This is a genomic window from Vibrio sp. S/42/10 (assembly GCF_029890535.1).
Classification (GTDB): Bacteria; Pseudomonadota; Gammaproteobacteria; order Enterobacterales; family Vibrionaceae; genus Vibrio; species Vibrio cyclitrophicus.
In genome coordinates this window covers 296,319-319,013 of record NZ_JAKMZC010000004.1, presented here as the reverse complement: position 1 = coordinate 319,013, position 22,695 = coordinate 296,319, and the positions used below count along the sequence as shown (strand labels likewise).

The 22,695-nt window shown below is 43.9% G+C and carries 15 protein-coding genes and 1 riboswitch; of the genes, 6 read left to right on the top strand and 9 right to left on the bottom strand.

What is annotated here, in order from left to right; translation table 11 throughout:
* Positions 1–33: 33 nt before the first annotated feature.
* The 5 genes from fdhF to cmoM all read right to left on the bottom strand — a co-directional run bounded on the left by fdhF (position 34) and on the right by cmoM (position 12,147).
* Positions 34–4,281 (bottom strand): formate dehydrogenase subunit alpha, encoded by a 4,248-nt coding sequence (fdhF, locus tag L8S15_RS07175; RefSeq protein ID WP_280572264.1) that lies wholly within the window; start codon positions 4,279–4,281, stop codon positions 34–36.
* Between the two features lie 373 nt (positions 4,282–4,654).
* Complete coding sequence (gene mukB / locus L8S15_RS07170; RefSeq protein WP_010437808.1) at positions 4,655–9,115, bottom strand: chromosome partition protein MukB; 4,461 nt, start codon at positions 9,113–9,115, stop codon at positions 4,655–4,657.
* Entirely contained in the window at positions 9,112–9,918 is an 807-nt protein-coding gene (mukE, locus tag L8S15_RS07165) for a chromosome partition protein MukE (RefSeq protein WP_016768409.1), read from the bottom strand. Before mukE ends, mukB begins: the two co-directional genes overlap by 4 nt.
* Positions 9,899–11,236, bottom strand: a complete 1,338-nt coding sequence (gene mukF, locus L8S15_RS07160; RefSeq protein ID WP_280572261.1) for a chromosome partition protein MukF — start codon at positions 11,234–11,236, stop codon at positions 9,899–9,901. Before mukF ends, mukE begins: the two co-directional genes overlap by 20 nt.
* A gap of 125 nt (positions 11,237–11,361) precedes the next feature.
* Positions 11,362–12,147: a tRNA uridine 5-oxyacetic acid(34) methyltransferase CmoM gene (gene cmoM / locus L8S15_RS07155; RefSeq protein WP_016768412.1), complete on the bottom strand. Its 786-nt coding sequence runs from the start codon at positions 12,145–12,147 to the stop codon at positions 11,362–11,364.
* 115 nt (positions 12,148–12,262) lie between these two features.
* Between cmoM and elyC the strand changes: the two genes are divergently transcribed.
* Positions 12,263–13,108 (top strand): envelope biogenesis factor ElyC, encoded by an 846-nt coding sequence (elyC, locus tag L8S15_RS07150; protein ID WP_010437790.1) that lies wholly within the window; start codon positions 12,263–12,265, stop codon positions 13,106–13,108.
* A gap of 140 nt (positions 13,109–13,248) precedes the next feature.
* Here the strand turns inward: elyC and torR are convergent, their stop codons facing one another.
* Positions 13,249–13,962, bottom strand: a complete 714-nt coding sequence (gene torR / locus L8S15_RS07145; RefSeq protein WP_010437789.1) for a two-component system response regulator TorR — start codon at positions 13,960–13,962, stop codon at positions 13,249–13,251.
* 287 nt (positions 13,963–14,249) lie between these two features.
* Here torR and torD point away from each other — a divergent pair, with 287 nt between their 5' ends.
* The 5 genes from torD (at position 14,250) to L8S15_RS07120 (ending at position 18,370) form a co-directional block, all read left to right on the top strand.
* Positions 14,250–14,897: a molecular chaperone TorD gene (gene torD, locus L8S15_RS07140; RefSeq protein ID WP_280572256.1), complete on the top strand. Its 648-nt coding sequence runs from the start codon at positions 14,250–14,252 to the stop codon at positions 14,895–14,897.
* Positions 14,898–15,213: 316 nt separating this feature from the next.
* Positions 15,214–16,218 (top strand): HTH-type transcriptional repressor PurR, encoded by a 1,005-nt coding sequence (gene purR / locus L8S15_RS07135; protein ID WP_010437785.1) that lies wholly within the window; start codon positions 15,214–15,216, stop codon positions 16,216–16,218.
* A gap of 170 nt (positions 16,219–16,388) precedes the next feature.
* A riboswitch (cyclic di-GMP riboswitch) is annotated at positions 16,389–16,474 on the top strand.
* Between the two features lie 127 nt (positions 16,475–16,601).
* Positions 16,602–17,192: a TfoX/Sxy family DNA transformation protein gene (locus tag L8S15_RS07130; protein WP_010437783.1), complete on the top strand. Its 591-nt coding sequence runs from the start codon at positions 16,602–16,604 to the stop codon at positions 17,190–17,192.
* Between the two features lie 132 nt (positions 17,193–17,324).
* Positions 17,325–18,005 (top strand): TVP38/TMEM64 family protein, encoded by a 681-nt coding sequence (locus tag L8S15_RS07125; protein WP_010437782.1) that lies wholly within the window; start codon positions 17,325–17,327, stop codon positions 18,003–18,005.
* 47 nt (positions 18,006–18,052) lie between these two features.
* Positions 18,053–18,370, top strand: coding sequence for a DUF2007 domain-containing protein (locus tag L8S15_RS07120; RefSeq protein WP_016783840.1), 318 nt, complete (start codon positions 18,053–18,055; stop codon positions 18,368–18,370).
* A 148-nt stretch (positions 18,371–18,518) separates the two neighbouring features.
* Here the strand turns inward: L8S15_RS07120 and L8S15_RS07115 are convergent, their stop codons facing one another.
* From L8S15_RS07115 to glgC, 3 genes are all read right to left on the bottom strand, one after another.
* A complete protein-coding gene (locus L8S15_RS07115; protein ID WP_010437777.1) occupies positions 18,519–19,316 on the bottom strand; it encodes an alpha/beta hydrolase in 798 nt (265 codons plus the stop codon).
* A 284-nt stretch (positions 19,317–19,600) separates the two neighbouring features.
* Positions 19,601–21,055 (bottom strand): glycogen synthase GlgA, encoded by a 1,455-nt coding sequence (gene glgA / locus L8S15_RS07110; RefSeq protein WP_016783839.1) that lies wholly within the window; start codon positions 21,053–21,055, stop codon positions 19,601–19,603.
* The gene (gene glgC / locus L8S15_RS07105; protein WP_080572727.1) at positions 21,045–22,274 is read right to left on the bottom strand and encodes a glucose-1-phosphate adenylyltransferase; all 1,230 of its coding nucleotides are present in this window, start codon (positions 22,272–22,274) and stop codon (positions 21,045–21,047) included. The genes glgA and glgC overlap by 11 nt, the downstream gene beginning before the upstream one ends.
* Positions 22,275–22,695 lie beyond the last annotated feature (421 nt).

Here is a 22,695-nt window from a genome sequence, read left to right as displayed (position 1 = left end):
CTGAGAGTTACGCGGTTTTTTAATACCTGTAATTTAACTTAACGAACCGAGCGAAGCCTCTGCTACTTCACTCTCAGGCTCACGAATGGGATCAATTCGCACAGCCGCCACCTTAAATTCAGGGATCTTCGCGTGTGGATCCGTCGCTGTCGTCGTTAAACGGTTAACCGGTGATTCGACAAAATGGAATGGAATAAATACCACGCCCTTTTGCATTCGCTTAGTTACAAAAGCCGCGATTTCTATTTCCCCACGACGCGTTGATACCTTGAGCATCTGACCATTCGAAATGCCTAACGCTTCAGCATCATGAATACTCACCATGGCACGTGGCCCCGCTAAGTTATCCAGGCCTTTGGTTTTACGCGTCATAGTACCTGTATGGAATTGCTCTAGGATACGCCCTGTCGTTAGAACTAACGGATACTCTTCATCCGGTAACTCCGCAGCGTATCTAAACGGAATCGCCTCCATTTGACCACGCCCACGGGTAAATTGGGTCTGGTGCATGATACGAGTGCCATCAGGGTTATTCTTATTACTCGGCCATTGCACGCCATTGACCGTAATATTCTCCCAACGTAAACCACCATACTGTGGTGTTACACGTGCTATCTCATTGGTGATATCGGCAACGGTTTTATAGTCCCAACCACCGCCCATTGCATTGGCCAGCATTTGGATAATCACCCAATCTTCTTTCGCATTACCGGGTGGATTAACCGCAGCATTAATACGCTGAACACGACGCTCTGTATTGGTGAAGTGGCCAGATTTTTCAGCAAACGAGCAAGATGGTAAAACAACATCAGCATACTGCGCCGTTTCGGTTAAGAAAATGTCTTGGACCACAAGGAAATCTAAAGCTTCAAGCCCTTCAATTACATGCGCTTGATTTGGGTCACTGAGCACAGGGTTTTCACCCATTACGTACAAACCGCGAACATTCCGATGGCAGGCGCCATCAATAATTTCAGTAAGCGTTAAGCCCGTTTCAGCAGGAAGTTCGGAAACACCCCACTCCATCGCAAACTTCTGGCGCACCATCGGGTTATAAACCTTTTGATAACCCGGCAAGTTGTTTGGCAAAGCCCCCATATCACAAGCACCTTGCACGTTAGATTGTCCGCGTAAAGGGTTAATACCACCACCTTCAATACCAATGTTGCCACACAAAAGTTGCAGGTTAGCGATTGAGCGTACATTGTCGTGGCCTGTGGTGTGTTGTGTAATCCCCATCGAGTAATACACCGCTGTGCGCTCTGCAGTACCAATCAAACGTGCCATTGCGAAGATGTCTTCCGCTTTAACGCCAGTCACCAATTCCACTTTATCGAGAGAGTAGCTTGGTGACATGACCTCTTGGAGCAAGGTATCAAAGCCATCCACACGAGCTTCGATATAATCTTGGTCATACCAACCGTGTTTGATGATCTGCTGCATCACACCATTAATCAGCATCACATCAGTACCCGGGCGATGCGCTAAGTAGAGTTCCGCATGGTCCGCAATATCGATTCGTTTTGGATCAGCGACGATCAATCGCGCTCCACCATGTCTCACCGCTTGCTTGATATGTGAGCCTATAATTGGGTGTGCTGAAGTCGTGTCTGAACCTATGATAAAAATCACATCTGAGTGCTTGATACTTGGAATATCATTGGTCATTGCACCGCTGCCCAGCGAAGCCTCTAAACCTGTAACAGTCGAAGCATGACAAAGACGAGCACAGTGGTCGACGTTGTTAGTTCCAAGTTCTCGACGTATGAATTTTTGGAATGCATAGTTATCTTCGTTAGTCGTTTTAGCTGACGAGAAGCCCGCCAAGGCATTGCTACCAAAACCTTGTTTAATCGCGGTAAACTTATCTGCAATGAGCGCAATCGCTTCATCCCAACTAGCAGGTTGTAACCAACCATCTTTGCGTATTAGCGGCGTAGTTAAGCGTGCATCACTACCAACAAAATCAAAACCAAATCGGCCTTTAACACACAACATGCCTTCATTAACCGGAGAGTTTGCGCCTTCGATGTAGCGAATCTTATTTTGCTTTTCATCAACGTGCATGGTTAGCTTACAACCCACACCACAGTAGGTGCAGATAGTATCGACTTTCTTAAGAGTATCGGTGTCACCTTGCTTTCTATCACGCGCATCCACCATCGCACCGGTAGGACAAGCCTGAATACAAGAGCCACATTGAACACAGTTAGAATCACCCATTAGTGTCTTGTCTGCTTCAAAATTAGGGCGACACTCAGGCCTTGATGCTGGCTTGCCATTTGACTGATTCATGAAGCTTAGAACACCATGAACATTCTGTTCGCGACAAGCTTGGATACACTGACCACAACTGATGCAGCGGTTGGCGTCAAAGATGATGAATTCAGAACTATCATCGACAGCAAACTTCTGCCGTGTCGAACCAACTTTGGATTCCTCTGCACGAATCACCTGCCAGTTCTCATTCGAAGCCACATCGATTTTGTACTCTGGATGTGTTTGCGTGGCCTTGTATTCAGTCGAATAATCTCTCAGATCACAATCTGTATTTGCTTGGCAGCCACATTCTAGGCATCTCGCTGCTTCCGCTATTGCATCTGCATTATCAAAGCCTGTTTCGACTTCATCGAAGCTTTGCTCGCGTTGTTCTGGGGTGAGCTCTGGCATGATTTTACGCGCCATGCGCTGTATAGATTTGTATTGCTCAGGATCGACTGCTTTTAGCTGCTTGTGCTTTCTTGAGTTGAACGGTTTAGCGGGAATATTTTCCATATCACCGTTGAAGAATCGGTCAATCGCTTGCGCAGCAATACGCCCATCTCCTACCGCTTCTACTGCCGTCGCAGGACCACGTCGAAAGTCACCAATACTAAATATATTACCAGTGCCCGTATACATCGTCTGCGGATCAGCGTCCGCGGTATTCCAACGTGTCAGTGGAATATCAATCTCTTCGTTATCCATAAAGCTTAGATCAGGCTTTTGCGATACTGCAGCAATAACGGTATCAAATGCTTCAGCAAAGAATTCGCCGGTTGGTTTAGGGCTACGACGACCTGAAGCATCAGCAGGACCTAAAGCCATACGCTCCAATCTTATCTCTGTTACATGGCCATTTTCATCGGCTATGTTTTCTACCGGGTTAGTCAAAAAGTGGAACTTCACACCTTCATGTTCAGCTTCTTCTATTTCGTAATCTTCTGCTGGCATTTCATCTCGAGTGCGACGGTAAATTAGCGTGGTATCAGCGCCATCACGTACCGCTGTTCGAGCACAGTCAATTGCAGTGTTACCGCCACCGATCACTGCTACCTTTTTTCCTGTGACATACTGCTGATCGGTCACGTAATCTTTAAGGTAATCGACACCCAAATAGCAACCACCGAGCTCGCTACCCAGATAGTTCATTTCAACCGCTTGCGATGCACCAACCGCTAAACAAACGGCATCGAAACCGTTGCTTAAATCAGACAGTGTAAAATCGACGCCCAGTTTTTTGTCACACTCAACCACCATTCCATTACGACACATGAGTTCGATTTCTTTATCTAAAATCGACTTAGGTAAACGATATTCAGGGATACCATAACGCAGCCAACCACCTGCTTTGGGCATCGATTCATAGACACTGACGTCATAGCCTTCGTTAGATAGATAATAACCTGCAGTAAGACCGCCAGGGCCACTGCCGACAATTGCGATGCTCTTACCCTTATTTGGTTTCTTAGCTGGCATATAGCTCTCTTGAGCCGCTAAGTCAGCATCGGCAGCGTGTCGCTTGAGTTGGCGAATCGCGATCGATTCATCGACCAAATTACGACGACATTCAGTTTCACAAAAAGCAGGACACACACGACCAATTGAAAGTGGCATTGGTAATGTCTTTTTAATCACTTCAATCGCTTTAATGTGATCATTTTGAGCAATATGGTGCAGGTAAGATTGGATATCGACCCCAGCAGGACAAGCCGTTTGGCATGGCGCCTCACAGTCAGCGTAATGATCTGTCATTATACGATTTAGTGCTTCTTGTCGATGAACAGTCAGTTGCTTTGACTGAGTCGTAATCTCCAACCCATTAGACACTTCAAGCTCACAAGAGCGAGTCACACCAACGCCATCTACCTCAACAACACACAAATCACACGGTACTTTATCCGCTGTTTTGTTCAAACCACATAAAGATGGAATCTCCAAACCACATGTTTTTGCCGCTTCAAGAACGGTTTGTCCTTGTTCGACGATTCGAAATTTCCCATCAATGACGATTTGAATCATAACTATGCCCTGCCTTTACCTTTCGCAAATTTGCGAGTTATCAATAATTGAAAAATAAGTAATACAATATTATTAATATTATTAAATCTATGTCATTACCATACATTATTTGTGGTTTTGTGCGTGTGACCTCAAACAAGTTCCATTGATAATACCCACAATTATAAGTGGTCTTATCCGTGCATGAGAAAGACTGAAACAACAGTTGCATGAATATAGGAAAACGTATGAATGATAGAGGGCTGGATAACTTGTAAGGAGTAAGATTTGAGGTACAAAAAAGCCCCTATTGATTAGGGGCTTTGAATAAATATCATCGAGGCGCTATCGAGCTTATAGCTTAGCTATCAAGGTCATAACTCGGCTATCAAGATTATTGCTCAGCTTCTTCGAGAAGCTCTTGCACCGGAGATGCCGGTTTATTTTGGGCAAAGCCTCTTAGTCCAACAACGTGTACATGTTCGTGGTCTTTGAAGACCTTCCGAACCAGTTTGTAGGTTGTGCCTTTCTCTGGGCTAATGTTCTCTGGCGCAGCAATCAGAAGTTGCATACCTAAACGGTCACACAGTTCAAACAGCGTAGAGATCGACTTAGAATCCAGACGTGCGGCTTCATCAAGGAACAACAAACGACATGGAACGATGTCTTTACTACGAAGTCGACGAGACTCTTCTTCCCAGCTCTGAATAACCATCAATAGGATTGATTGACCAGTGCCGATCGCTTCACCTGTAGACAATGCACCAGATTCTGCTTGTAACCAACCATCTGAACCACGGTTAACTTCAACACTCAGCTCTAGGTAGTTACGGTAATCGAGTAACTCTTCACCCAGAACTTGCGGAGAACGTTGACCCGTGTCGATATGTGGGTTCACACGTTGGAACAACTTCGCCATCGCTTCTGAGAAAGTAAAGCGCGTTGATTCGAACAAGTCTTTATGTTGTTCTTGTTGAGTCGCTAACCCTGATAGCAAGATCTCGTGGCTTTCACGGATCTTAACGTTCAGACGTACGCCCTTAACCTGACCAAAGTAAATGTTAGACAGACCTTGGTTCAGCATTCGAATACGGTTCTGCTCGCGCTGAATCGTTTTCTTGATGATACTAGCTACTGACTCAGAGCTAATCGCCAGGCGGTTTTCACGCTGCGTCAGTTCTTCTGTTAGTCGAGCTAGCTCTACTTCCATCTCTTCGATTGCTTCGACCGGATCATCCGTATGAATGATGTCTTGGCGAATACGCTCACGGAGGTGCTGGTAAACCGCAATGTAGAACAGAACCTTACGCTCTGGATGTGCGTTGTCTTCAGATAAACGCAGTGAATCACGTAAATCGTCATTGTCAGCGACAGCCAGACGTAGCGCACCCAGTGATTTATCCGACATAGAGCGAAGCTCGCCCGCCGTTAGGTATGCCAGTTCACGCTTGTGTAGGCGACGTTCAACATCATTTTCACGAGCTAAGCGAAGTACTGAACACCAGCCAGCTTTGGCTGCAACTACAAAGGCACGAAGCTCTGTGTACTCTTTCTGTACTTTCTTAAGACGCTTAGCCAGTGCTTTCATCTCAAGCTCTGTTGACGTAATCGTACGCTCGTATTCGCTCTTACGGCTGCGAGACGTGTGCAAACGTTCTTGAAGCTCGTCACGACGACGTACAGCACGCTCTTCAGCGCCTTCATCAGCGTTTACGCCAAACTCTTGTAGCTCTTGTTTGAACTCTTGAACCGTTTCTTGTTTCGCTTGATGTGAGCTCTTCAGTGCCGCCAATACTTGGTTGTATTGGTTCATCTGTTCGCGAGCTTGCTTCAAGCCATCGCGGCCTTTAGTTCTTGCTTGTTCAGCTTGAACCAATTTCGCTTTTAATTGCTCGCTCAGTTCACTGCTTTTATTAAGCAAATCAACAGAGTCCGCGTAAGCAAAGTAGTGACGACGCTCAATCAAATCAGACAGCGCGAACACTTTACCTTTTAGCGTTTGTAGCGCGTTGTCTGCTTGACGATATTCGGCTTCCAAAGCTTCGAACTGCTCCGGGTCAACGTCTAGTGCAGATACGATTTGCTCTAGAGAAGTAAGCGCTTTACCGTGAGTATTCAAGTAAGACTTGGCTTCACTTAAACGCTCTAGTTGCGCTTCCAATTCAGCTAAGCGATCAGCCAATGTTTCGTCTTCTAAAATACGAACCATTGGCGCTAATTTATCTAATGCACCAAGTGCCTGCTTGCTTTGTAGAAGCTGACTGCGTTGCTGCTGCTCTTTAGAGTTAAGCTCAGCCAGAGAACGAACAATTTGATTACGCTTATCACGAATCGCAGCTAGTGCTTGTTCTGGGTCTGCGTTAAACGCAACGTGCAGATGCTTCGCAACAAAGCTATTAAATGCTTGGTATAGTCGATTCAATTTTTGAGAGTCAAACGCGGCTTTGGCGTGGTTTTCAACGACCACATTACGCTCTTCACGCAATTTTTCTAGGCGTTGTTCACGAGCCGCACGGCCAAATAGCGGGATCTCAGGGAAGCGAGAGTAACGCATTTGGCGATCGTTCAGTTGAACACACACCGCACCTTCAAGCTCATCGGCATTGAATGAACTATCATCAAACGCGTCTACATCGCCTTCTAGGATATAAAGGTCTTCTGGACAGTCATCAAGATCGACCAGTTTCTCTTTAATGCCATCCAAATCAGAGACCACAATCGCATGACGAGCTGGACCGTACATCGCACTGAAGTAGGGTGCATCGCCAATGGTGATATCATCGTAGATCTCAGAAAGCAGCACACCACCAAGGGTATCTGCTAGGCCCTTCAAGCGAGGATCGTTTGAACCACCTGGAGATGCTAAACGCTCAATTTCTTGCTCAAGTTCAGCGCGGCGAGTGGCTAGCTGATCTTTTGCTACTGCTTGAGACTTTTCGTCTTCAAGCACTTGCTGCATTTGAGTCATCACTGCTTGGCTGTCTTCTAGCTCAGCTTCTGTTTGGTCTCTTAGCGCTTCAAGTGCATCGTTAGCTGTAATCCACGCCGGAGCAATTGATTCAAGCTTCTGAATCTCTTGGTCGTAGTTTAGTTGTACACGACGTTGCTCACTCTTCGCTTCACGCAGTTCTTCTTGAGCGTACTCTAGAGACTCGATCTGCATGGTATGACGTTCGCGTTCTTCATCGAAAACCGCTTCGTCAGTCAGCGAAACGTTATGTTGTTTTTGATATTCGATCGCAAGCTCTTTTGCTTGACGCTGCTGTGCTACATCACGAGCTATATCGCGGTGCTGAGCACGCCACTGTTGTTCATTTTCAACAACGTGTTTGGCATTGCGGCCTTTTTCTAGGGCTTGTTTAGCACTGTGAGACGCATCTTTACGCTCAACATCACCAACAATGCTCTTAACAAGAGACAGCGCTTTGTCGAACTGTGCAGAGGCAGCAGAAGACATGTCGAGCTTATGTTTCGTCGCCAGTAGAGTTTGAGTACTTGATTCTTCCTGTGCTTTTAGCTCTGAAACCAAGGTTGATGCGCTTTCTGCAGTGATAGATTCATCACCAAGCAGCTGCTTAGTTTTCTCTAATGCTTGAACCGCTTGCTGGTATTGAAGTGCACGAGTCTGCTGAACATCCAACGCTTGTTGGTAATCAGCAAGCTGAGTTTTCAGGCTATCCACTTCTTCTTCAGTAATGGTTGCCTGCTCTTCAGCAAGAAGTACTCGCTCTTGAGCTTCTTCAACCACCATCATCTGCTCTTCTAGACGCTCATTAAGCTCTTCTAGATCTTCGCTATAACGAGCAATTTTCTCTTGCTGGCGAAGTGCAGTTTGAACCAACTGAAGATGATCCGAAGCCGCTTGGTAATCTTGCTCTAGTGCCGATTCTTGGTCGACAAGTAACTCTAGTTCTTCTTGAACGCGGTTCAACAAGTTGTTTTGATCAAGCAAGGTTTCACGAGAACCAAACAGTTCACCACGGAACTTCATGGTTTGATCAAGCTTGTTGCGACGATCGTTGGCATGGCGCATGTAATCTGCTGCCACGTAATTGGTCGATTCCGTGATCAAGTGCTTGAACAAGTCACGATCCGACTGAGTTGTCTTGATCGCTTCTAGCGTCATGCGGTTCTCGCGCAGCGCCGATTCCATATCTTGGAATGCTTTCTTCACACCACCATTTTGCGGTAGAAGGTAATCACGCAGAGAACGTGTAATCGCACTTGAGATACCACCGTAAAGTGATGCTTCAATTAGACGGTAGAACTTAGAACGGTCGCTGCTGTTACGCAGTTTCTTCGGTACTACACCGTACTCAAACATCTGTGAGTGATAATCAACAATAGAAGAGAATGCTTTAAAGTGAGCGCCTTCGTATTGTGCAACTGCTGCTTTCACATCGTTCAATTGACATACACGAGCGTGGCTGTCTGAAACGTTCTGAATCAGTACATCCGTTGGTTTCACATGGCTAGGAAGGCCTTGGATAACGAACGGCTTGATGTCTACTTTCTTGTCACGACCCGCAACTTGCTGCAGTTTTACTGCAAACAACAGGCGTTGATTACGAGAGTTCACAACATCTAGCGCCGCATAACATGCGCCAGGTTGAAGCTTACCGTAAAGGCCTTTATCACGAGATGACTGCGAACTGCCCGCTTCCGTTGTATTACGGAAATGCAGAAGGCTTTGGTCTGGGATCAGTGCTGTGATGAATGCCGCCATTGTGGTCGACTTACCTGCACCGTTACCGCCAGAAAGCGTTGTAACCAATCCATCAATATCAAAAGTACGTGCGAAGAAACCGTTCCAGTTGACCATGGTTAATGATTGATACTTACCTCTTTCAATCATGCTTCACCTTCTACTTTTGTTTGTTCGCCATCATTTGACTCAAGGTCAAAGCCGGCTTGATCGTTAAAAATGTCTTGTTGACCGTTTTCGTCTACGTCTGAATCTACTTCTGATACAGTTTCCGCTTGTTCTTCATTTAGCAAGCTGCCTTGGTTTGGCTCTTGGGTATGAACTACAGCTTCACCATCACGGATAAGACGTAATTGCGCTTCTTTCATGTCGTCGCCAACACGAACATCAGCACCAAAGCGGAACACCGCTTCGCTAATACGAAACTTGCCCGTCTCGCCTATCGCAATCAGCATCCCGATACGGCGTAAACGACGTAAAGAAGTGCGCACTTTTTCAAACAGCTTTTCTTTGTCTAGGTCAGAACCAGACGCGCGGTTTGTTGCGAGCTTCATGAGTTTTTTCTCATCTGCTAACGACATCAATTCATCAAACAGTTCTTGATTGGTGAAGATACCTTCATGAGCAAGACGTTCAGGGCTTAGGTATAAGAAACACAACACTTTACCAACCAACATGTCTAGTTCAGACAATACACTACGACCAATCAGAGACGTAGAGCGCGGACGCAGGTAGAAGAAACCTTCTGGCGCTTTCACCAATTCCGTATTGTAGCGTTGGTAGAAATGCTGAAGCTCAACTTCAAAATCAGACAGCAACGCGTGGTTATCTAGGTCTTCGGTTGAAACATGCTTGCCTGAACGCAGCATGCTGTCTAGCGCAGGGAACAGTGGGTTCGCTATCGCTTTTACCAGTTTCTCTGGCATGTAATCATCAGTACTTGTTAATGACATTTGCTTGTACCTTTGCACCGAAATCGTTGATTGCCTGCCAATCTGGCTGAATAGCCTGATAGTCAGACTCTGAGTAACCTAAGCGCACGGCTTGGTCGACAACAATTCTGGCTAAATCAAAATGGTGTGTGCGAGGGTGTGCTGCGAGGTAATCGCGTAACACAAGGCCAAGGTCAATTGGCGCGCCTTGCTGTTTGTGAGCTTTTAACATCTCTGCAATTCGTTCTGAAAGCAGATCATTCACTTGCTCAAATTCTTCGTACTCTACGTCGATCGGCGCTTGTCCCATCACTTCGTCATCACGAAGCACAAGCGCTTCATCACGAAGATCAGTCAGTTTATCAGCATCGGCGTAGGTCAATAACCATGGCGCATCAAAGTAGTCGGTAACCGACTGGCGCAAGCGTTGGCTAAAGGCACGGTTTTTATCCATATCAATCGCGGTACGGATAAACTTGTGAACGTGGCGGTCGTAGCCGATCCATAAGTCGATCGCTTGTTGGCCCCAACTTGTGATTCGGTCGAGCTTCATCTGCAAGCCAAACAGAGTTTCGCCAACGAACTCGAGTTCATCATCACCGTAAACAATTTCTTGAATATCGAGGATCTGTGTTTGCAGTTCATCACCCGCCGCTTGCAAGGTGTCTTGCAATTCTTTTAGCGTGGACGAGGTTTCTGATAGCAAGGTTTCACAGTTGTTAATCGCCTCTCGCCAATCTTTGTTTAAAAGATCCGCAATTTGCTGTTTGACGGTTTGTTGCTGCTCATCCATAACACGTTGGTTAAGATCGATCTGATCAAAAATTTCGCCAACAGAATATTTGAGCACGCCGTAAACATTCCTTCTCCAATGTCCCGGAGTTCCACCTTTCTGAGCGGCTTCAATGGCTTTTGCCATCTCATCTGCAACCATAGAAAGCTGAATAGACAGTTTCAATTTGGAAAACTGGCGGTGACGTAAGTAATAATCTGAGATACCAATCGCCAATGGAGATAAGCGATAAATGCTTGCACCATCCGTGATCTCACTAGTAAACCGGCTAATCAACTTCTGTTTAACCAACTCATTGATGGCGTTGTTGGCACGAAACGCAGACGCTTCGCCAGTATCTTCAAACAGTCGAGTGACGATAGTAAATGCATCGTGCAATTCACCCTCGCCCAACTCTTCATCGAACCTTTCATTGCTTAGTACTGCGATAGCAATCAAAAATGCTAAGCGCTCTGGTGGCAAGTTTAATGAAAAATCATGCTGCTTGACCCAGCCCACCAACTCATCAATTGGCTGCTCTTCGGCAGTTTGAGTCATTTCACTCATTGTGGTTCCTGTTACTGTTCTTCGTCATATCGAACGTGTTAGATATGACGCCTATTTCTTTATGACGCGGGCTTGTTACGATTGCATAGCGCATGTTGTGGCTTCTTTTACCACATTCACCGCTGTTATTGCGCAGGTTTTTGAGCCCAAACGTGAATATAACGGCCTAGCGACAGATATGGCTCTTGGCGACATAGCTGTTTTTCTAGTTCCAATACATCTTCAAATTGGTAATCGCCCATGTATTCCATATTACCTATGTAGTCACTGAAAGAACGAATGCCTGATTTACCACAGATGTCTAGACCAGCGTCTTCTATCCATTGATAAACCTCTTCAGGCTTTAAGCCTTTCTGTGGTTGCAGCTTAAACCGTTTTCGATGTGGCATCCCATTCAATACATGAGGAATGTTGCCACAAATCACATTTTTCAGGACTAATCCGTGGTGGTTGTAAAACATTATCGAAGCAACACCACCCGGCTTTACTTGTTCAAGTAATAAATCAAGCGCCTCTCTCGGATTCGCTAACCACTCCATCACAGCATGAAACATCACAACATCGACTTTCCCATCGAGATGTTCTGCCACATTCTGAATGGGAGAGTGGATAAAACGATACCGCTCTAGCAAACCTGCTTCGCTGATACTTTCTTCTGCTAGTTTCAGCATTTCAGAAGAGAGGTCACACAGAGAAACATTATGCCCAAGCGACGCAATTTTTTGCGACATTTGTGCAAGCCCACCGCCAGCATCGAGTATATGCAACGGAGATATGGAACCATCAAATTTGCTCAAAGCTTGTTCTAAATCTTCCCATACGATGATCTGACGGATCTCTCCTTTGTCAGAGCCGTAAATATTTTTTGCAAATTTGTGGGCAATATCGTCGAAATTACGGTCTTCAGTCACGGCTACTTGAGTTATTATGTCCTATCGTGCCTGCTATTCTGTCACAGGAATTTCAGGAATAAAGAGGCGATGTCTCTTTTTACTACCAAGTGATGTTTTTTCGGACTATTCGGATATGTTTGAGCTGAAAAAAGTAGTGTCTTCATTATTGATGCCACTGCCAGCAATGTTAATTCTCGCTTTTCTGGGTTTAGCCCTAGTGATGTTTACTACCAAAAGGAAGACTGGTTGCCTAATTACCCTTTCAGCCCTCTGTGGTATTTTCCTCATCGCTTTCCAGCCAGTTTCTAGTCAACTTTTAATGCCAATGGAAAGGCAACACACCGCTTTTTTACCCGTCGATGACACCATCGATTACGTTATGGTTCTCGGCAGTGGTCACGTCGTAGACGACCAAATCCCACCTACATCTGAGCTTAGTCGCACAGGATTGATGCGTTTAAGTGAAGGCATTCGTATTTTACGCCTTTATCCTGGTGCCAAACTCATTTTGTCTGGCTATGGTGCGGGGACTGAAGTGAGTAATGCAAGAATGATGGCTAAAGTGGCTTTAGCGCTTGGGGTTTCAAAACCTGACATCATTTTGCTTGAAACAGCAAAAGACACGTGGGAAGAAGCCCGCCAAGCCGCCGCGTTTGTTAAAAATAAAAAGATGGTATTAGTTACATCGGCTAGCCATATGACTCGCGCCTTGAATGAATTCCATGCTGCGGGTATGAAACCATTAGCGGCACCAACCAACTACCTTGCACAAGAAGGCATTGTAGAGCCTTGGGATAAGTACATGCCTAAAGCGCTATACCTTGAGCAGACCGAACGTTATTGGCACGAAACCATGGGGTTAGTTTGGCAAAGCCTGCGCGATTGGCTAGACACGAGTAATGATAATGTTGAAGAGCCTATCGTTGTCCCTGAGCCTTCTATTTTAGAAGAAGATAATGGCGTCGTTTCTGCGGCCTAGTCTCAAATCGATATCTATTAATTTTCGGATGGTTAGCAATAACCAATAGTATGGCAAGAAATAAAAAGCCGAACCATCAATGATGTCTCGGCTTTTTTACGCTAGTTGTCTTTTTTTACTGATTAAAACGCCCGAAGGGTTTAGTCACCAGCGAACATGTAACCTTCACCGTGAACCGTCACAAAAATCTGTGGGTTCTTGGGATCAAACTCCATTTTTGCGCGCATACGACGAATTAACACATCGATAGTGCGATCATTAGGCGCATCCACTCGGTGGCTAATCATGTTCAAAATACGTTCGCGACTTAATACTTGGTTAGGGTAAGAAGAGAGTGCGACTAGCAACTCATACTCAGCCTTAGTCAGTTTAACCGGCTCACCATTTTTGCTTAGCGCTCGGCGAGGAATATCAAACGTCCACTCACCAAAACGAACAACAGACTCATCTTCTGCTTGTTCCACCACTCCCGTCGCTGTTCTACGAGCAGCAGCAATACGCCAAAGTAAGTTTTTAACTCGAACCAATAATTCGCGAAGTTCGAAGGGTTTAGTAACATAATCGTCTGCGCCCATTTCAAGGCCTACGATTTTGTCGATGCTATCCGTGCGTCCAGTAACTAAAATAATTCCAATGTCTGATTGACTGCGTAATTCGCGAGTTAGCATCAATCCATCTTCGCCTGGTAAGTTGATGTCCAGCATAATGAGATCAACGTTGTTTTCTTCCAACACGTTTCTCATCTGAGCGCCGCTCTCAGCTTCACTCACTGTGTAACCTTCGTTCTGGAAATATCCAACCAGTTTACTGCGGGTTACCACATCATCTTCTACGACCAATACGTGATAGCTCATCTACACCACTTTTCTTATTTAATAGTTTCAATGACTATTCTATTCATAACTAGTAACAATTCTAGTGGTACTGAAGATAAAAGCCAGAAACATGGATTTTTTTTGATACAAGACAATCTTAAACCTTGCTATTTATCGTCCATCGCAATTCAATATAGGCATTACTACGAACGAGTCACTTTGCGCTTAGCAAATAACCTTGTTATTCAGCCTTGGTGTGCTTGTACCCAAATGACTTAACGGCGCTGGGTATATAAACATCACAAGACTAAATCAGGATCTATGAAATGAAAGATACGAAAGCATTCAACGAGCAAAGAGCAGAAATTTACTGGTGGTTATCAAGCTTATTCGCCAAAGAGCTCACTCAAGAAGAACTCGATCACTACCACTCTGTTGAAATTCGTTCTTTCCTTTCTGGTTTAGGTTCGAATGAAGCTCTAAAGCCTTCGATTGATAAGCTTGTAGACGCATTGAACCGTCTACAAACACGTGAAGATGCCCAACTGGAACTGTCTGCTGACTTCTGCGACCTTTTCTTGAAGACAGACAAACATGGTGCTTTACCTTACGCTTCAATGTACATCGGCGAAACAGGTCTATTAAACGATAAGCCAGCTAGAGACATGGAAGACATCATGGCTAAGCACAACTTAATCGTGAACCAAGACTTAAAAGAACCTGCAGATCACATTGCTATCGAACTCGACTTCCTTGGCAATCTAATCATCCGTTCAAATGAAACTGAGCTTGAAGAAGAATTAGAGAAATCGTTCGTCATTCAACAGCAGTTTATCGATCAGCAACTACTTACTTGGTTGCCAAAGTTTAATGTGAAATGTCATGACGTTGACCAGTTTGGTTTCTACGCTTCGGTCTCGTCTTTGCTACTCGCATTTTGCAATTTAGACACTCAATATTTAGCTGGTGAATAAGTTCGCCCAACGACTAGGTAAATAAATTCAGTAGAATGTGACAATTCACCCGGATTTCTGGGTGAATTATATTGCGAGTAATTTCTAGTCAGTCTAAAATTGTGACCGCAAACGATAAAATATGAAACATTCACGAAATGCTAAGCTTATTTAAGTTCAAAGCATTTCGGTGTTAAGACAAGCCGCTCAATAGCGGTTTTTTGTTTTTTAGCACTTTAGTACCCAAAGAGCCCTACAAATTTAAGCTCTTAGTTAAGTAGCTTAACGGCTACTTTATTCCGTACTTTGGGAAAGTAGCTTCTAATAGGATAAAACCATGGCCACTATAAAAGATGTCGCTCGCTTAGCAGGCGTATCAACAACAACCGTTTCTCACGTAATCAACAAAACACGTTTTGTCGCAGAAGCGACTCAAGAAAAAGTAAACAAAGCCGTAGACGAACTAAACTATGCACCGAGTGCTGTTGCTCGTAGTTTGAAATGTAATACAACACGCACTATCGGCATGCTAGTAACTCAGTCAACCAACCTATTCTTCTCTGAGGTTATCGATGGCGTAGAGAGCTACTGCTACCGTCAAGGCTACACTTTGATTTTGTGTAACACAGGCGGTATTTATGAGAAGCAACGTGATTACATTCGAATGCTTGCAGAGAAGCGTGTAGATGGCATCTTGGTTATGTGTTCAGACCTAACTGAAGAACTAAGAGAAATGTTAGACCGTCACGCTGACATTCCTAAAGTAGTGATGGACTGGGGTCCTGAGAGCTCTCAAGCCGACAAGATCATTGATAACTCTGAAGAAGGTGGCTACCTAGCGACCAAGTACCTTATTGAACGCGGTCACTCTAAGATTGCTTGTTTAAGTGGCCACTTAGATAAAGCAGCCTGTGTTGAACGTATCGCAGGATACAAACGTGCATTTGACGAAGCTAATATTGCCACTGACGAACGCTTGATCATTGAAGGTAACTTTGAATGTGATACTGCTGTTATAGCAGCAGATAAGATTGTTGAGATGAAAGATCGCCCAACGGCAGTGTTCTGTTTCAACGACACCATGGCACTAGGTTTGATGAGTCGATTACAAGAAAAAGGAATTCGCATTCCTGAAGATATATCAGTTATTGGTTACGATAACATCGAACTCGCTGAATATTTCTCCCCACCATTGACCACGGTTCACCAACCGAAGCGTCGTGTTGGTAAAAATGCATTCGAAATTTTGTTAGAACGCATCAAAGATAAAGATCATGAAAAACGCGTTTTCGAAATGCACCCTGAAATTGTTGAACGAAGTACAGTTAAAACGTTAAATTAATTGATAAATTCAGTTTATTCTAATCAAGCGCACCTTTAGGTGCGCTTTTTTTATCAACAACATTAATGAACCTGGTATCATAACAGCAAGATCATTAATTGAAGCAATATCACATTTTGAAATAACAAGTGTGAGCTTCATTCAACAAAAACTTTATTCTATTTAATCAGTCACGCACAGGGCAAACCACTCGAAAGAGTGAGACGCAAAGCTTCCGGCCTAAACCACTCGTTGGTATGGTAGCGGGGTTACCGATGGCAAAATGCAGTGGTTACTAATAATTTAGTAATTTACGGCTTATTGACAATTTAGTTGCAACATTTTGCTAATCTCTCGGACCTGCTTATTTGGTGGCGTAGTTCAAATACACCGAGATAAATAACATGGATAAACCGATACTAAAGGACTCAATGAAGTTATTTGAGTCCCTAGGAAAAATAAAATCACGTTCAATGTTTGGTGGCTTCGGTCTTTTTGCCGATGACACGATGTTTGCTCTGGTTGTAAATGACCAGTTGCATATACGAGCGGACAAATGCACAACAAAACAATTTGAACAACAAGGGTTTCAACCTTACGTTTACAAAAAACGTGGCTTCCCTGTTGTTACTAAATATTTCGCTTTGCCTGAAGGCCTGTGGCAGGATCAAGAAAAAATCTTGCAGCTTGCGACTACGTCTTTGGGTTTTGCTAAAGATGAAAAAGCTGAACAGTCTTCTGCTAAACCAACTCGATTAAAAGACCTTCCTAACCTTCGACTTGCTACCGAGCGCATGTTGAAAAAGGCTGGGATAGATTCCGTAGAACGTTTATATGAATCTGGCTCTGTAAACGCGTTTAACGCCATCAAGGAATCTCACGCGTCCTCTGTCAGTATCGAGTTACTTTGGGCGCTAGAAGGTGCTATTAATGGTACACATTGGTCTGTTATACCGCAGCAGCGTCGCGAAGAGCTTATCAGTCGCGTAAATTAACATTATCAGTTAAAACTACACATAACTAAGCCGCATTTATGCGGCTTTTTTTTATATCTGTTGAAAGTTAATCTAAGCTTTACCTGTCTATCTATACTATCGGTATGCATTGAAAATTTAGAGGAAGTATCAATGAGTAAGAAAATGATATTGGGTATTGTGTTGGTAATAACGATTGTCTTACTAGGCGTCAACTTTGGCCAATACCTCACACTTGAGAATGCCAAGGCTCAGCAAGCCGTTTTGAATGAATACATTGACAGTAATTTTATCGCCGCGGCTGCTATTTATTTCGCAGCTTACGTCATGATTACCGCTTTCTCGATTCCAGGAGCTGCTGTTGTGACCCTATTGGGTGCTGCGCTCTTTGGTTTTTGGAATAGTTTGTTATTGGTGTCATTCGCCAGTGCAATCGGTGCAACTATCGCCTTTTTGAGTAGCCGCTATTTGTTACGTGACTGGATTCAAACCAAATTCGGCGACAAATTGGCGACCATGAATAAAGGTGTCGAAAAAGACGGGGCATTTTACTTATTTTCTCTACGCCTGATCCCTGTATTCCCATTTTTCCTTATCAACCTGTTGATGGGTCTAACGCCGATGTCGGTAAGTCGTTACTACATTACGAGTCAAATTGGGATGTTGCCAGGTACAGCTGTTTTCTTAAATGCTGGTACTCAACTCGCAGAAATAGATTCACTTTCGGGTATCGTGTCTCCTTCAGTGCTGTTGTCATTTGCATTACTAGGTATATTCCCAATTATTGCTAAATGGTTGATGGGTAAGTTTCGCTCAACACCTGTAGCTGAATAATGGATATAGATTAGATAACACACATAGCCAAATAAGGTTCTATTTCAATGAAAATCTTTAGCGCATCGAACCCTACTGAAGCTCACATCATATGTGGATTGCTAGAAAGTGAGAATATTGCGTGTGAGGTCCGTGGTGAGGGTTTGTTTGGTTTGAAAGGAGAAATCCCTTTTACAGAAGATACTGACCCGTATGTTTGGCTGTATGAACCAGAACAAGCCAATAAGGCACGTGTTATTGTCAATGAATACCAAAAACAGCAAGATTCTATAATCTATGAAGAGTGGCGTTGCAGACAGTGTCATGAAGTCAATGAAGCCCAATTTGGCTCTTGTTGGCAGTGCGGTGCTGCTTCTCCTGAATAGCAGGTTTTGAAAGGTAAAGTGGCTCCAACGGCCTTATATAACAACTCGGTCAGATACCTCCTCCAAACAAAAACGGGAAGCTAAAATTAGCTTCCCGTTTTTGTTTCAATTCTATTCGAGCGTCTGTTCTGATAAAGAATCGTGATAATCACTGAATTTGCTTTTGAATAAACGCAATCGAACGCTGATTAAACTCTTCAGGATTTTCCACATTACATACGTGTCCACAATTCGGAATTTCTACTAGCTCGCTCGACTCATGTGCTTCCACCATTTCTTTTACAGGCTTAATAAACATGTAATCACGTTCGCCCATCAAATAAAGAGTCGGTATTGGTAATTCCCTATCTTTAAAATACTTCATCAAAGGGTTTACATCTGCCGTTAAGATAAACCAGCGCTTAAACTCTTTTTGGCACAGTTTTTTAGCTTCACGGATAAAAAGGTGACGAGACTCTTTTTGGCTTTTCTGCGGCATTACTACATACGCAAAAAGACTGTATAACCACATGTAAGGAATGATGTGTTTACTTAAGTTACCTAATTTTATTAAAACTTGAGAGCGAGTGTTTAGCTTAGTAACAGCGCCGCCTAATACCATTGAACGCACACGCCCTGCTGCTAACTCAGCGACGTTACGTACTATGATAGTACCTAAAGACATGCCAACAAAATGGGCAGAACGAATTTTTAGGTGATCTAAAACTTTGAGAATATCGAGCGTTACCGATTTGAAGGTGTAACGATTCGAAATCAGCCCTTTAAGTATATTGTCTGATTTACCGTGCCCTCTCAGATCGATGAGAAGTAAGTTGAAATGCTGTTTATACGCTTTGATCTGTTTGAACCAGATAGAGGAACTTCCTCCTGCGCCATGCACAAACACAACCCACTCGTCGCTCGTAGGGTGAGTAAATGTTTTATGGAATAATAAACTCTCAGACATACCTATCGCTTTAATTATTAAAATGGAGCTGTGCCTCATCACAAGGCGATGACTAAGGATATCACGCAATTAAGAACTTTAAGTGATAATAGTGTCAAACCTACCATTAGTCATGTGAATACCTACTCCCTCTTTTCTACCTGACTGACATGAGTTTGCAAGCTCTGTCTTCTCAAACGTGATGTAGACAGACCAACAAATAAAAAGGCACTCTGTGAAAAGAGCGCCTTCCGTTGTTTAGTGCTAATGGTGTACATCAGCTACATCAAGAGATTAAATTAACGTTAAAATGCAGTATGGTACATTGCTAGATACTCTTTAGCAGCGTCTTCCCAACTAAAATCTTGCTGCATAGCATAAAGCTGAACCCGTTTAATTTCAGACGGCGTTTGCGCATAAAGTAACAACGATCGATGTAACACTGCCAATAGTGCTTGTGGGGTTGGCTCTTCAAAAGCAAACCCAGTCGCGACCTCAGAATCCTCATCGTAATCATTCACGCTGTCTTTTAAACCTCCCACAGAACGAACAATCGGCAAAGTACCGTAAGCCATGCTGTAGATTTGGTTTAAACCACACGGTTCAAATTCCGAAGGCATCAAAAAGAAATCAGAACCCGCTTCAACCAAGTGTGCCAATTCGTTATTGTACGCTTCGACAAAAGAGAACTTGTCTGAATGAAGTGCTGATAACTCTTTAAGTTGACTCGCCAAAACCGGATCACCAGTACCGACAATCACAATCTGAAGGTCGTTTTTCAAGAACTGTTCGATGATCGGCAGTAAGTAATGGACACCTTTTTGATTCGTCAAACGGCAAACCATGCCATAAACAGCGCAATCATTCAGGGGCAGGCCAACATCTTGTTGCAGTTTTTGCTTACAAGCTGATTTGCCACGAACCATGCTGTGTTTCGTCGCTTTATACTTACGAGGCAGGAACACATCTGTTTCCGGATTCCAAGCACCGTAATCACAGCCGTTAAGAATACCAAACAAGTCTGCCGAACGATGTTGAAACTCAGCCGACATACCGTGGCTTCCTAATTCCGTTTTCAGCTCTTCTGCATAAGTTGGGCTTACCGCGTTGACTTTATCTGCACACAACACGCCTGCTTTTAGCATAGTAACGTGAGTATCACTCACCGCTGCTTCTGGTACATTGTAGCTATGCATTTCAGGTAGACACTGCAGCTCATCATATGAGAACACCCCTTTGAAAACCGCATTGTGAATTGAAATGACACTGCGTGTATTTTCAAAGAAATCGTGTTGTTGGTAACGAGACTTGAGCAAGAAAGGAACAAAACCAGTATGCCAATCATTCGCATGAACGATATCAGGCTGGAAACCAAGCTTTGGTAACATATCTAAACAAGCGGCACTAAAGAAGGAGAAACGTTCTCCATTATCAGCATAAGCTTGATTGTTCTCGGCATACATTTCAGGGCGGTCGAAATATTTAGCACATTCAATACCAAACACTTGAACGCCTTCAACGCTCAACTTCTTAACCTGATAAGCGGTATGAGGCCAATGATCGAGTTCAGTGGCTAAAATAACTTCTGCGGAGTCAATATTAGGTATATTTCGATAAGCGGGGATGGTCACTCGAACATCCTGTTCGAGTGTTTGTAACGCTTTAGGCAGTGCCTTGGCTACATCAGCCAAGCCACCACTTTTAATCAAGCCTTCAACTTCAGACGCTACAAAAAGTACCGAGAGAGTCTTAGTAACCAACTCGTGCTCCTTTAGAAATCACTACTACACCATCGTCAGAGACGTGGTAATGCTTTTTATCTTCTTTCAAGTTTACACCAATCTGTGTACCCGGTGCGATGTCTGCATCTTTATCGATGATAACGCGACGCAGGATACAACCCTCACCCACTTTTACATCACCGAGTAAGATACTCTCGCTAATATCACATGCTGATGCGATATTGCTGCGGAAGCCCAATACACTCTTTTCAATACGCGAACCACGTACATAACTACCGCTACACACAAGGCTATCAATGATCTGAATTCGACCATTTGCCGAATCAGTAAACGTAGCTGGTGGTAGTGGCGGGTAATAAGTGTGTAAAGGCCATTTGCGGTTGTATAGCGAGAATGGCGCATCTTTCTTAAGAAGATCCATGTGCGCTTGCCAGTACGCGTCAATCGTACCTACATCGCGCCAGTAAACTTCTTCTTTCTCACCGGTAATACGGTTGGTGCTGAAATCATAAACAAACACGTCACCACGTGGGAACATGTTGGGAATAATGTCTTTGCCGAAGTCGTGTGTCGACCCTTCTCTATCAGCATCTTCCGTTAGTTCAGCAAAAAGCTCTTTCGCTTCGAACACGTAGTTGCCCATTGAAACAAGCGCTGATTCAGGATCTCCCGGGATCGACTTGGGATTTGCAGGTTTCTCTTCAAAACCAATCATACGACCTTCAGCATCAACTTCAATAACACCAAACTCAGAAGCTTCGGAAAGTGGCATACGTAACGCTGAAACCGTTAAAGCCGCGTTCTTTTCTTTGTGGAAATCAAGCATCTGTTTGATATCCATTTTGTAGATATGATCAGAACCGAAAATACAGACTTGATCAGGTTCTTCCAATTCCATAAAACCCATGTTTTGGTAGATTGCATCTGCTGTGCCTTCATACCAACGCTTTCCTTTGCGCATTTGTGCCGGAATAGGGTCAATAAATCGGTCTGTTATACCACTGATATTCCAACCTTTTTTCATATGATGGAACAGTGATTGTGACTTAAATTGTGTTAAAACATAGATCTTCATCAGATCAGCATTAACAAAGTTGTTCAAAGCGAAATCAATTAAGCGGTAGCTACCACCGAAAGGAACCGAGGGTTTGCTGCGAGACTCAGTTAAAGGTCTCAAGCGAGAACCTTCACCACCAGCAAGAATCATTCCCAATACACCAGCCATTTTATTCTCCATATATTTATAGCTTGTCGATGTCAGTGCTCGTAGAGGTATCTTCCTCAGGGGGATGAGCACTAACATTCATTTCGGAACTTAACGAATATCCATTCACATACAGTGACAGTATTCTAAGCCAAACGTTGTTATATGTGCACTATTCTTTGCACTTGGTTTGATATACGTTATCGACTTTTGTGCCGATTTCAATTTTTAATACGCCATTCTGCGTCATGGCAACCGATTGCTTTCTTAAGACTTAAAGCAGCTCACATAACACCATCCGAACGAAACATTACATTAACACCCGTCACACATCAGGTATACAACTAAACACTGTTCTTTCAGTTACAATATTTTAGTTAAGTTACAGTCTCGTTAAGCTTCCATAATAAGATGTAATTAATTGCTCTCATTTATTTTCCATCGTGAATTTAAT

What these genes read in the sequence shown, in the direction of transcription:
- fdhF (WP_280572264.1), bottom strand. Translation starts at nt 4,281, where the DNA reads ATGATTCAAATCGTCATTGATGGGAAATTTCGAATCGTCGAACAAGGA.
- mukB (WP_010437808.1), bottom strand. Translation starts at nt 9,115, where the DNA reads ATGATTGAAAGAGGTAAGTATCAATCATTAACCATGGTCAACTGGAAC.
- mukE (WP_016768409.1), bottom strand. Translation starts at nt 9,918, where the DNA reads ATGTCATTAACAAGTACTGATGATTACATGCCAGAGAAACTGGTAAAA.
- mukF (WP_280572261.1), bottom strand. Translation starts at nt 11,236, where the DNA reads ATGAGTGAAATGACTCAAACTGCCGAAGAGCAGCCAATTGATGAGTTG.
- elyC (WP_010437790.1), top strand. Translation starts at nt 12,263, where the DNA reads ATGTTTGAGCTGAAAAAAGTAGTGTCTTCATTATTGATGCCACTGCCA.
- torR (WP_010437789.1), bottom strand. Translation starts at nt 13,962, where the DNA reads ATGAGCTATCACGTATTGGTCGTAGAAGATGATGTGGTAACCCGCAGT.
- torD (WP_280572256.1), top strand. Translation starts at nt 14,250, where the DNA reads ATGAAAGATACGAAAGCATTCAACGAGCAAAGAGCAGAAATTTACTGG.
- purR (WP_010437785.1), top strand. Translation starts at nt 15,214, where the DNA reads ATGGCCACTATAAAAGATGTCGCTCGCTTAGCAGGCGTATCAACAACA.
- L8S15_RS07130 (WP_010437783.1), top strand. Translation starts at nt 16,602, where the DNA reads ATGGATAAACCGATACTAAAGGACTCAATGAAGTTATTTGAGTCCCTA.
- L8S15_RS07125 (WP_010437782.1), top strand. Translation starts at nt 17,325, where the DNA reads ATGAGTAAGAAAATGATATTGGGTATTGTGTTGGTAATAACGATTGTC.
- L8S15_RS07120 (WP_016783840.1), top strand. Translation starts at nt 18,053, where the DNA reads ATGAAAATCTTTAGCGCATCGAACCCTACTGAAGCTCACATCATATGT.
- L8S15_RS07115 (WP_010437777.1), bottom strand. Translation starts at nt 19,316, where the DNA reads ATGTCTGAGAGTTTATTATTCCATAAAACATTTACTCACCCTACGAGC.
- glgC (WP_080572727.1), bottom strand. Translation starts at nt 22,274, where the DNA reads ATGGAGAATAAAATGGCTGGTGTATTGGGAATGATTCTTGCTGGTGGT.